This window comes from Halalkalibacter suaedae (assembly GCF_017939705.1).
GTDB classification, from domain to species: Bacteria; Bacillota; Bacilli; order Bacillales; family Bacillaceae_D; genus Halalkalibacter; species Halalkalibacter suaedae.
Window position 1 is genome coordinate 73,134 of record NZ_JAGKSQ010000004.1, and the last position, 12,871, is coordinate 86,004.

Here is a 12,871-nt window from a genome sequence, read left to right on the forward strand (position 1 = left end):
TTTGTTTTTATAATTTTGTAAACGCTTTACTAGTTTTACCTAAAATTCTTTAATGGGGGAATGTAGCATATGAGTAGGAATTTTAAAAAGTTAGTATCATTACTTCTAGTAGCCATTTTGGTAGTTCCATCTAGCTTGTTTACGCAGGCTACACAAGCTGCAACGGAGAAAAATATTCCGGTTCTTCTATATCATCGAATCGTCGATAATCCTACCAATGAATGGACGGATACGAGTATTGAAACGTTCGAACAGACTATGAAGTACCTTAACGATAATGGGTATAATACTTTATCTGCTACGCAATATGTGAGCATTATGGAAGGAACAGAAGAGGCACCAGAGAACCCAATTCTATTAACCTTTGATGATGCGACACCTGACTTTATTACAAATACTCTACCAATATTAAAACAATATGAAATGAATTCAGTGCTGTTTGTTGTAAGTGACTGGATCGGTGGTGGTTTCAGCATGTCAGCAGAACAGCTGGAAACACTAGTGAATGAACCAAGTGTTAGTATTGAAAATCATTCCAAAACACATGATCAAGAAACGGTCTGGAATGGAGAAGGGGACTTAACAAAGGAAAAAGCTTCTGAAGAAATTGCAGAAGCAAATGTATATTTAAAGTCAATTACAGGTAAAGACCCACTTCTTATGGCATACCCATATGGAGCTTATAATGCAGATGCAGAAGCGGCAAACGCAGAGAATGGTATCAAGTATGCATTTAAAGTTGGGTATCCTGACTCGGGTAACTATGCGATGGGTCGTCACTATATTATGATGGATACAACTTTGGAGGAAATTGCCGGCTGGATAGGTGGACCAGCACCAATTGCTGATCCAGTACCAGAAGTACAGCCAAGTACGGAAACAGTTTATCATGAAACGTTTGATAGTGGCTTGGGTGTTGCAACACAAGCAGGTGGTGCAACATTGGAGGCAGTTTCTGATATGGTCTTTGTTGGCAATGAAGACGGGAAAGCTCTATATGTAAGTAATAGAACGAATAACTGGGATAGCGTTGATATCAAATTCGACGATGTCGGTATGGAAAATAGCAAAACGTATACGATTACTATCAGAGGCTATGTTGCTGATAGTGTGTCAGTTCCTGAAGGTGCACAAGCATTACTTCAGAATATAGACAGCTATGATGGCTTATACGTAAATACCAATTATGTGGCGGGTGAAGCTTTTACATTAACAGGTCAATATACGGTTGATACAAGCAAAGATTCAGCCTTACGCATTCAATCTAACACTGAAGGGGCAGCGGTTCCTTTTTATATCGGCGACATATTGATCACTGAAGAAGGAACATCGGGTGGTGGTGATGAGCCAGATGAGCCAGAGGAACAAAGACCTCCAGCTGAAGAATTTAAAACGATTACTTTTGAAGATCAAACTACAGGTGGTTTCGAAGGTAGACACGGTTCCGAATTACTTACTGTAACCGATGAAGCGAATCACACAGAAAACGGTTCTTATGCATTAAAAGTAGAGAATAGAACAGATACATGGCATGGTCCAACGCTAAATGTAGCGAAGTATGTGGACAAGGGTGCAGAATATACTGTTTCGGCTTGGGTTAAGTTAATTTCGCCTGATAGCTCACAGTTACAGTTATCCACACAAGTTGGAAATGGTGACGGTTCAAGTTACAACAATATTCAAGGTACAACCGTTAGCAAGGAAGATGATTGGGTTAAGCTAGAAGGCACATACCGCTATAGCAGTGTAGGTAATGAATTTCTAACTATCTATGTTGAAAGCTCTAATAATAGTGAAGCGTCTTTCTATATTGATGATATCAGCTTTGAGCCAACGGGTTCAGCACCAATTGAAATTGAAAAGGATTTAACACCAATTAAAGATGCTTATCAAGACTATTTCTTGATTGGAAATGCAGTATCACTTACAGAATTTGAAGGCCAAAGACTTGAGCTTTTAAATATGCATCATAATGTTGTTACAGCAGAGAATGCCATGAAACCAGGTTATACGTATAACGATGCTGGAGAATTTGATTTCACAGCAGAGGATGAACTTGTGAGTAAGGCATTAGCAGAGGGGCAGAAAGTGGTTGGGCATGTACTTGTTTGGCATCAGCAGTCGGTAGAGTCACAGCACACTGACGCAGATGGTAATCCATTGCCACGTGAAGTAGCTCTTGAAAATCTAAGAACTCATGTAAAAACGGTTGTCGAACACTTTGGTGAGGACGTCATCTCTTGGGACGTAGTCAATGAGGCGATGAATGATAACCCATCTAACCCAACGGATTGGAAAGCGTCTCTTCGTCAATCAGGTTGGTGGAAGGCAATTGGACCTGATTATATTAAAGAGGCTTTCATCGCTGCAAAAGAAGCACTGGGCCCAGATTCAAATGTCCAGCTTTATTACAATGATTATAATGATGATAACCAAAACAAAGCTACTGCGATTTATCATATGATTAAAGAAATCAATGAAGAGTATGCAGCAGAGAATAATGGTGAACGTCTAATCGATGGGATGGGTATGCAATCTCATTACAACCTTAGTACGAATCCAGAGAATGTAAGAAGCTCATTAGAAATGTTTGTTTCATTAGGTTTAGAAGTAAGCATTACTGAACTTGACGTAACAGCTGGAAGTAATAACGTACTAACAGAAGAGGAAGCAATTGCACAAGGATACTTATATGCTCAATTGTTTAAGCTCTATAAAGAATACAAAGACAATATCGCACGTGTTACGATTTGGGGATTGAATGATTCAACGAGTTGGAGAGCAGCCCAAAATCCATTGCTTTTTGATGCGAATTTACAAGCAAAACCAGCATATTATGCAATTATGAACCCAGATCAGTTTATTGCAGAAAACCCTCCTAAGGAGAAAAATGCAACACAAGCAAAGGCTTTACGTGGCACACCTGTCATTGATGGAGTAGCAGATGATGCTTGGAGCGTAGCACCTACTTTGGATGTTAATCGCTATCAAATGGCATGGCAAGGTGCAAGTGGTGAAGCGAAAGTTCTATGGGATGATCAAAACCTTTATGTGCTAGTTAAAGTTAGTGATTCACAATTAGACAAATCTGCTGCGAATGCATGGGAGCAGGATTCAGTCGAGGTCTTCCTTGATCAGAATAATGCAAAAACATCGTCATATGAAGCAGAAGGTGATGGACAATATCGTGTTAATTTTGATAATGAAACATCCTTTAATCCAGCCGCTATTGCAGAAGGATTCGAATCTGCAACGAATGTTGCGGAGGGTGGATACACAGTTGAATTTAAAATTCCACTTAATACGATTACTCCAGAACTCAACAAGAAAATTGGTTTTGATATTCAAATCAATGATGCTAAAGACGGGGCTCGTGAAAGTGCAGCAACATGGAATGATATGAGTGGTGTTGGCTATCAAGACACATCTGTGTTTGGTGAAGTGACGCTTGTTAATGATCTAGGGACAGAAGATCCGGTCATTGAAACTCCAGGTGGTGAGAACCCAGGTACAGGTGATCCAGGTAGTGAAACTCCAGGAGACAAGGACCCAGGTAACGAGAATCCAGGTAATGAGAACCAAGTAAAAGAAGTAACAGAAGATGACTTAGTTATTACTGAAGATGAAAAAGTGTTTGAAGTAAAAACGACATCTGATTCATTTAAATTTAGTAAGTCAGTTTTAAATAAGCTCGGTTCAGATGCTGAAATTCTAATAACAAACGGAAAGGCCAGAGCTCAAGTTCCAGTATCAATTCTTTTATTGACCGGTGCAGATCATGTTACTTTTAACTTTGGTGAAGATCTTTCAGAGAAGTATACATTTGGGAATGCACAAGCAGTTAGTGCGGTGTATGACTTCACGATCACTGATGCTAGTGGTAATGCCATTACCGAATTTGGTGATGAACGTGTAACATTGATGTTCACGGTTAGTGCAGATAACATAAATAATGTAGTGATTTGGTACATTGACGAAGATGGCAATGCAACATCATTTGAAACGAAAGTGACAGGGGAAAATGAAGTCTCTGCAGATGTGAATCATTTTAGTATGTACGGTGCTTTTGAGGTAGAAGCTTCAGCAAATCCTAAACCGAGTACTCCAGAACTAGGAACTGAAGGCCCTTCTACTGAAGTTCCAAACGGTGGTGATACCGAACAACCTAAAGCAGAAGATCCTGTAAAAGGTAATGGAGTAAGTGAAAAATTACCTAATACAGCAACAAATTTCTATACAAGCATGTTAATGGGTGTCTTGCTAGTCATTGCTGGTTTCATTGTATACCTTGCTAGCAGACGCAGAGAAGCTATAAAATAAGTAATCATTATAAACTGAGAAGGAAAAGGCTGGGAAATTCGAACAATGATAGTTGGCAGACGTAACAGCTCCTAAAATATACTTCGCTTCCGCGGGAAGCCGGTGAGCCGCATCACGCTAAATCTGTGGGGTCTCATCCTTGGCTTTTGCATGAGGCCACTAAAGAAAGGTGGAAATCACTCCTTTTTCAGTGGCCTCTTTTGCATCAAGCAAGAGTCTACGTATATTTCATCCGCTACGCAATTGCCTTGTTCGGTATTTCAGTTAGCCACTTTAGTTATGTCCCAGCCTCTATCTCAGTCTTTTTTGGTTTGAATTTTAAGGCAACAGTTAAGTTAGCTAGTTATAATATTAACCTATTCCTAGGAGATCTGTGACCAATGATAGAACTAGTAAAGTTGCCATAATTGTTCCGGTGAATAAAGCTCTTGAAAGACTAACCTCACTCGTTTCCCTCTGTCGTGTTAGAACATATCGGAAATAAAGGATAGATCCTATTATGACGAGAATGCCTTCTACCGTCATGCTAATGATTGGCCATTTCCACATTCCTAAGCCAAGCAGAGGGAAATTACCTAGATTTCCTGGTACAATAGCCATGTCAGCACGATGGACAAGGAAATCTAACAACCAGTGACTAAAAACAACACCACCAATGACAAAACCACTTCGTTTTCCCCATCTCCATGCTCCAAGAAAAAAGGCAATGAGTGAGATAATTAACGCACTTACTAAAGAGTGAGAGTAATCAGCATGAATGATAACTTCTCCTATTCCTGGTCCGAGCAGTTCAAGTCTTTCAATATCTGCAATCAAAAGAGGAACAAAGATGAGATCGAGTAATTGTGTGCTAACCATCAATGCCCAGAGTGGTACTTGAGGTTCTTTTGCTTTGACAGCTGCCGCTAAGCCAAAATGACCTGCAAACATTTAAACCACTTCCTTATTAATGTTTGTTTCGATTTTTGAATCCAAGTATCCAGTGATGACTGAGAAGAGTAAAATAAAGATGATGAACTTCATATATGAACTCTCCTCTCCATATATCGATAAACTAACACCATTAGTTAAATGGTAAACTAATGGTGTTAGTTTATCAATGGGGATTTTATCGCATATTCTTCACCCTCTCATTCTTCAGAATTTTATTGTTCTATCTTTAATGGTGATCTCAAATTATAATGGTGTAATGTGTTGTGAAATTGATATTAAATTAAAGTGAGGGACCTGTGCGTGTTTAGACAAATTAACGGTAATGCAAGGGCTTGTTTGATGTTAGAACCAATGTTTATTATCCCGTACAGTCTATTTGTCACATATGCTTCTGTATATATGTTGATGATTGGGTTAAGTGAAATGGAAATTGGACTTATTACGAGTATTGGACTTTTTGTACAAATTTTTGCTTCCTTTATAAGTGGTTTTCTAACAGATAAACTCGGTCGGAAGCGTGCATTACTTATTTTTGATTTATTTAGCTGGTCGGTTGCTACTCTTTTATGGGCTGTTTCACAGAACTTCTGGTTTTTCCTAATTGCTGCAATCATTAATGGCTTTCAAAAGGTTCCACATATTGCCTGGACTTGTTTGATCGTTGAGGATACTGAGCCAAGTAAACGGTCGATTGTTTATACGATATTGCAATTCATTTCAGTAGTTGGGGGTTTATTTGCACCAATTGCGGGAATTTTGGTTGCTCAGCTAACCATGGTGCCAGCTGTAAGAATTATGTATATTTTAGCGTTCATTAGTATGACGTTAATGTTTATTATTCGTCATCTTACCACGACAGAAAGCGAACTTGGCATAAGAAAGCGTGAAGAGTTTGGTGAAATGAAAATTGGCAGGCTATTAAGTGAATATGTCAGAACGGTTAGAGATATCGCTCGAAATAAAAAGCTTCTTATCATTTTTTTCGTATATGTTCTGTTTCAATTTCAGTTAGTTATGCAAAATACATATTTATCAATCTACCTAGTTGATGTTCTATCTTTTCGAGACTCAACAATTGCTATTTTTCCGGCCATTTCATCATTCTGTATGTTAATTTTGTTAGTCGTTGTTGTTCCAAGGCTGAAACAGGAACGACATGAAGGTTATATGGTGCTAGGATTTGCTTTATCAATCGCTGCACTGCTATTACTGATTACAGCAAAGCAGGGGGATATCGTTGTTATTGGTATTAGCACGATTCTTCTGGCTGCAGGTTTGCTATTTGCCAATCCTTATTTAGAAACGGCTGTGGCTAATGAAATGGAAGATGATAATCGTGCAAATATGTTCTCGATTTTGCAGGTGGTCGTATTGCTATTTATTTCACCAGCGGGGATTATCGGGGGGATTACCTACAATATTGACCCGAAAATACCTTTTCTATTAATGATCATTGCTTTATTTCTAAGTGCGATCCTTATTCTTATAAATAGAAAGAACCAGATTCGGCAACGAGTAACTAATGGCTCTAATTTAGAAGTGCAATAAAGAGATCGAATATATATTTCCAGTGACTATCATTAAACATTCTAAGATCTTTCATGTTCTATATGCTATAATTTCATTTTGGATGAAAAAGATTTAATGCTTAATAAAGCAAGTAGGTGGACAGATGATGAAGAAACAACTAAATCCATATCGTTGTCCGGTTACTTTAACGAATAAAGCGAAGGACAAGATGCGGGAGCTCAAACTTGATGAGCCCTCGTTTTTTTCTTTGGAAAAATCATTTCACGTATATATAGAAAAGTATCCTCCAGCGGCTGATCGGACTCTATCCGCAGCGTTGTTCTTCGATAATGAAACAAACGTGAGGATGGCTGAGAAGTACAGTGAATTTGTTGTTGTATTACATTGTGTAATGGAGAGGGATAGACTCATTGCAACGAATGTGACGACAAGAGCCTCACATACACCGGTGCAGACTAATTGGCGGCGATCTGCTACTATTTCATTTGATTTGAATCGACATAGTGGAGAGACGATCTCACTTAGTCTATTAAATTTGCTACACGAAATGCCAGTTGCACAGGAAAGCTCACAATATGTCAAAAAGCGTATTGCCAGTTGGGAAGGGTATTTGAAAATTCAAGAACGTTCTGCTGATATTCCAGATATGACGTCACGTTACTCTGGACTAATGTTCAATCGTGATTTCACCCGAGTGACAATTAAGGATTGTGAGTTTAATGAAAAGGAGTGGAAATCACTCAAGGATTTAAGCGTTAAGCTAAAAGGAATTGACCGGGATATCGGGAAAGTATTGAAAGCAAATCGTTCAGCTCGAACGGTTGAAGTTGAATTAAACGGTAATATGGAAGAGCGGGCACGAAAGCAGGAGCTAGATGTAAATCCAAAAGAAGTTATCTTTAGTAATTTTGCGACATTAAGTCAGGTGAAAAGACTACGACAGGGATTTAGGCATTTAGAAAATGGACTAGCAGTGAATCCGGAGCTTGAACGACTATTATTTGAAAATAAACCGCCTGTTCAAATAGCTAAAAAACAAGTTGTCTTGAAATTTCATAATCGTTTGAATGAATTCCAGCAGGAAGCTGTAACTGGGGCAATGTCTGCAGAGGACTTATATGTCATTCAAGGACCCCCTGGAACAGGAAAAACTACGGTCATTTCTGAAATTTGTTTGCAAAATGCGAAGGCAGGCTTACGAACGCTTGTCGCATCACAGTCTAACTTAGCTGTCGATAATGCTCTTGGAAGGTTATTGGCAAACCAAGACATTCGTATTCTTCGAGTAGGCCGAACGGAAAGCATCGAAGAAGAAGGAAAAAAGTTCATTGAAGAAAATGTAGGCCAATATTGGAAAGACCACACATTAAAAGAAGTCTCAGCCCAATTTGCAGCAGGGCAAAAAAGAGAAGCTCAACTTGAAGTAGACTGGACTATGAACGAACGTGAATATGAACAGCAGCAGGCCGTACTTGAGCGAGTTGAAGCTGAGCTTAAAACAAAACAGAATGCAGAAAAAAAGGATAACGAGCTTAAATCAAAGATTGCTGAGAAAACAGATAATGTCGCTAAGGGCAAGCAGCAGCAGCAAGCATTAATGCAGGAGCTCGAGCAGCTTACCGAAGCGTTAAGCCTATTAAATGATTCGATTGAAAATGACAAGGAATTTCTTCAAGAACAGCCTGATAGTCAGGAAATACAAAGTGAGTGGGAAGCGAACGAGAAAATAATTCTCCGCTTGCAAAACATCATCGCTAGTCAGGAGCTTGAAGAAACAATCAAGGATAAGGAACGATCAGTTAAGTATGTTGCGAATGAGTGTGAGAAATGGGCTGAAGAAACAAAGAAATCGGATGCTCTAGTAGAAAAAATAACGGCAGTCAAACAAATTGATGGGTTAAGATGGATTATGCTGGAACAGAATATCAAGCGAACGCTACCTATTCAACAGCTACTCGACGAGCTTGAGGATATTCGCGGAGAACTAAATCAGCTCAAAAAATTACATGATTATCATGATAAATTAAGCAAGGCGATTTCCTACCTAGAACAACTTTTAGAAAAGCATCGTATTCCTTTTTCGCCTGTTGGACAGAAGGTACCAAACGGTGCTGCTGCTTATACGGCGGCAGAAATTGATCGATTTTTAGAAGAGCTTAGAAGCAAGTTAAAAGGATCAATGATATATCCGCAAATGCTCACAGTATCTCGTGAAGGCTTGTATTTAAGGAGAAAGTTTATTGAACAAAGACAGGAACGCTTCAAGTCGTTTGACATCTACAAAGAACAAGCAAAGGAAGCCTTTCAGTTACTCAAGCAGGAACTATTAGAAGAGTTTCAGCCTAATCAAAGAGATAATAGACTGTTGTATCAAAAGTGGCTACGAACGTTGGAGGAGGAAAACACTGAGCTTAATGCTCTTCAACATCAGCTTAAAGAAATGATCGGACCCGGGGAAAAGATTCCAAATGCTAGTGAGATGCTTCCTATAAAGAAAGCAACGGCTGTTGAATTGAAGAACAAGATTGATCAGCTTGAGAAAGTAAAGAAGAGACTTGAAGAAAATACTCATACACAAGTGAACAGTACCAATCGGATAAAGGAAGCAGAGGCGGATTTAGCAGATTTAAAATCTTTTCTCAAGAAATTAAAGAATGAGATCAACGAAATGGCTGAAGACCAGGCTACTTTAACGAGCATTCTAGCTACGGAACCGGAACGAGAGCATGAAGAAGTCTTAAAGAAGATCGCTAGTCTTTCTTTTACACGGGAATCATTAAAGGAAGAGAGGAAGAGATTGCCGCTATTTCAGTCCATTCAAGGGAAGTGGCTTTCTTTACTAGAAGAAGCAAGTGATCATGATTTAGATGAAATACGTAAGCTATATGTGAAGCATGCGAACGTGATTGGAACAACATGTGTGGCATCAGCTCGAAAGGACTTCATTGATAGCTATCCGGAGTTTGATGTGGTAATCATTGATGAAGTATCAAAGGCAACTCCTCCAGAGCTTCTATTGCCGATGTTAAAAGGGAAAAAGATAATCTTGGTTGGCGACCATCATCAGCTACCTCCGCTCTTAGGGAATGATACATTAGAAGAGACTTTGCAGGAGATGGCCGATGGTAGTGATGACTTCGACGGAAAGGCAGAATTGAATAATTTGTTGAAGGAATCTCTTTTTGAACGTTTGTTTAAAAATTTGCCAAAGAGCAATAAAACGATGCTGGCAATCCAATACCGAATGCATGAAAACATCATGGAAACCATTACGCCTTTTTATGAACAAGAAAATGAGCATCTTCAATGTGGATTAACTGATTCTGACTCACAGCGCGATCACTTACTTGAATCAGAGCACATTCAACGAGAGAACCATCTGCTCTGGCTAGATATGCCAAACGAGCCAACTTTCTTTGAGGAACGAATGAAAGGTGGGAAGAGTTTATTTAATCCAGCAGAATTGAAAAGGATTGGCGAGCTACTGCAGGAGTTAGATTCGGCGACAGCACTAGCAAAGCAAGCTGGTAGAATGAAGTCTGATGAACTGAAAAGTGTTGGCGTGATTAGTTTTTACGGGGAGCAGGTCAAGCGGATCGATCGACTCATTCAACAGGAGCTGAAACTAAAACATCTAACGATTAGAACTGGGACAGTGGACCGTTTTCAAGGAATGGAAATGGATGTTATTTTGCTTAGTATGGTACGAAATCATGATAATAAACAAGATGATATCGGCTTCGCCAAAGATTATCGCCGCTTAAATGTAGCCCTTTCACGAGCAAGAGAGCTTCTCGTGTTAATTGGAAGTACAACGATGTTTACAGAAAAGACAAAGCAAAGAGAAGCAAGAAAGATGTATACGCATGTATTGGATGCAACAAAAAAGCAAAATGGTTTACGTATGCTTGAAGAGGTGGTCCCACATGGATAAATTGATGAAACGACTACAGTCAACCTTGCTTGAGAACGAATCAGTTGAAATCAAACACTCTGCTATCTGGTATTTACCTATAACAAGAATGGAAGTTCAATTTAGCAGAGTCAGGCGTTCAAAAATGGATATTCTTATGAAAATGATGCTCGTTACTTTTGAGGAAGCGACTATAAGGCGAGCAGCGAATGTGGCTGAAATGCTACTAGTAGAGGAGTTGTTCATTGAAGATTTACTTGAGAAAATGCAGCGAACAGGTCTAATCCGATTGGAAAGCGGTATATATCAGCTAACGGCAAAAGGAAATCAACAACTTGAAACAGGAATTACTGAAGAAGAGCTTGAAGATGAATGGACGGAGCTTCTATACTGCTCGGATCACGATGGATTTTGGCCAGAGCTAACCATACCAGAGTCTAAGCCAGCGGAGGATTTCATCGCTTACCGATATACAAATGAACAGAATGCTCCTGATAGTGATCAGCTTATCGAGGTTCTATCAGTTAGAGAAAATAAACTCGATGAAGACGGTTTTCAAACAGTCGTATCTGAGGTGCTGTCCTCTAGTCAACACAGCATTGAATTTGTCCCTTGTTTAGAATTCCAATTGTACAATAAAGATCAGGACCTTTTTTACTCTAGGGTTTGGAACGGTTGGCTAGAACGTTGGGATGATGCAATTGAAAAGCAAATTGAAGAACATGAGCGGTTGCAGTGGCGAGAGAAATGGATAGTGGAATCCTCTAATGCAGAGAAATGCTAATAAAATAGGAAATATTAAACCTCTTGGAGAGTGATCTTCGAGGGGCTATTTTCTATTGAATATGGAAAAATTAGATTAAGGGATGAGTTTAAATAAAGGCATGGTATAATCCAAGTTATACAGGGTTTAAGAATTAACTAATAGAGGTAATCAAAAGTCCCTTTGGGGCATTTCGAGGAAGTAGCAATGGCTCCATACATTGCACGCCTACTATGAGAAATCCACTCATAGTAGGCTTAAGACAATGCAACGGTTTTGCTCATTGCTTAAAGGCCCTAAAGAAAGGTGAAAATCAAACCTTTTTTAAGGGCCTGTAATCAAGTATGGTGGTGGAAAACGAATGTTAAAAGTAACTGTAGCAGATTTAGTAGAGAAATTTTCATTGAAAGTATTAACTGGTGTCGATCAGTTACAAAAAAATATTACTCAAACACGAGCACATCGTCCCGGGTTAGAATTTGTTGGTCATTTTGACTTTTTCCCGACCGAACGCGTTCAAATACTAGGGAGAAAAGAAATCAACTATCTACATAAGCTAAGCAAAGAGGAAAGACAGGTTAGAATTGGCAACATCGTTCATTATCATCCCCCTTGTTTTATCGTGACAACTGGAGAAGAGGGACTCACCTATCTAACTCATTATTGCAAGGAAGAGGGCATCCCGTTGTTAGTAAGAGACACTGTTGAAACGACGTCTGAGTTTGTGATGATGCTGGATGCTTACTTACTGAAAAATTTAGCTCCGCAGATTTCTATTCATGGGGTTTCTATGAATGTCTTTGGGGTTGGAATCCTGCTTAGAGGTCATTCTGGTATAGGAAAAAGCGAGCTTGCACACACGTTAATTGGGCGAGGTCACCGACTTGTTGCCGATGATATCGTCGTATTAAAGAAGCTTAGTCCACGAACACTCCTAGGAACACATGCTGATAAAAATAAGGAGTTCTTAGCCCTTCGTAGCATTGGATTATTAAATGTTGTTAAGTTATATGGCCAAAAAGCTTATCAGGAAGAAACAAAAATTTCACTCGATATTAATTTAACGAAATGGCAAGGTAATTCTTTGAATAATGATTTGGAATATGCCCCTGCCTATACAGAGTATATGGGAGTTACTGTGCCATCCATTGAAATTCAGCTTCAGCCAGGACGCGACGTAGCAGGACTTGTTGAAGCCGCAGCGAACAACTGGTACTTAAGACAGCAAGGATACAGCGCTGCCGAGGAATTTATGAAAAGGATCGAAGCCGATTTACCAGATGCGTAAGAGGTTAAGTGGTGTACTTTAATAAGATACTGTTCTCAAAGGACATAATTTTATTTATTTCTGATTGCTTAGAGATAGTGTAATTACGTCTCGTGTTTTATAGCAATGAATAAAATCGGTTCAA

6 protein-coding genes are annotated in these 12,871 nt (G+C 39.2%); 5 read left to right on the top strand and 1 reads right to left on the bottom strand.

Annotated features, from left to right (window positions below):
- Positions 1-69 precede the first annotated feature (69 nt).
- Positions 70-4,320, top strand: coding sequence for an endo-1,4-beta-xylanase (locus tag J7W16_RS10675; protein ID WP_210597302.1), 4,251 nt, complete (start codon positions 70-72; stop codon positions 4,318-4,320).
- A 351-nt stretch (positions 4,321-4,671) separates the two neighbouring features.
- Here J7W16_RS10675 and J7W16_RS10680 read toward each other — a convergent pair whose 3' ends face one another.
- Complete coding sequence (locus J7W16_RS10680) at positions 4,672-5,250, bottom strand: permease (RefSeq protein WP_210597303.1); 579 nt, start codon at positions 5,248-5,250, stop codon at positions 4,672-4,674.
- 342 nt (positions 5,251-5,592) lie between these two features.
- Here J7W16_RS10680 and J7W16_RS10685 point away from each other — a divergent pair, with 342 nt between their 5' ends.
- The 4 genes from J7W16_RS10685 to hprK all read left to right on the top strand — a co-directional run bounded on the left by J7W16_RS10685 (position 5,593) and on the right by hprK (position 12,747).
- Positions 5,593-6,801 carry an MFS transporter gene (locus J7W16_RS10685; protein WP_210597304.1) on the top strand — a complete coding sequence of 403 codons (1,209 nt, stop codon included), beginning with the start codon at positions 5,593-5,595 and terminating at the stop codon, positions 6,799-6,801.
- Positions 6,802-6,928: 127 nt separating this feature from the next.
- Positions 6,929-10,717, top strand: coding sequence for a DEAD/DEAH box helicase (locus tag J7W16_RS10690; RefSeq protein ID WP_210597305.1), 3,789 nt, complete (start codon positions 6,929-6,931; stop codon positions 10,715-10,717).
- Positions 10,710-11,480 (top strand): hypothetical protein, encoded by a 771-nt coding sequence (locus J7W16_RS10695; protein ID WP_210597306.1) that lies wholly within the window; start codon positions 10,710-10,712, stop codon positions 11,478-11,480. Before J7W16_RS10690 ends, J7W16_RS10695 begins: the two co-directional genes overlap by 8 nt.
- A gap of 340 nt (positions 11,481-11,820) precedes the next feature.
- Entirely contained in the window at positions 11,821-12,747 is a 927-nt protein-coding gene (gene hprK, locus J7W16_RS10700) for an HPr(Ser) kinase/phosphatase (protein ID WP_210597307.1), read from the top strand.
- Positions 12,748-12,871: the final 124 nt, after the last annotated feature.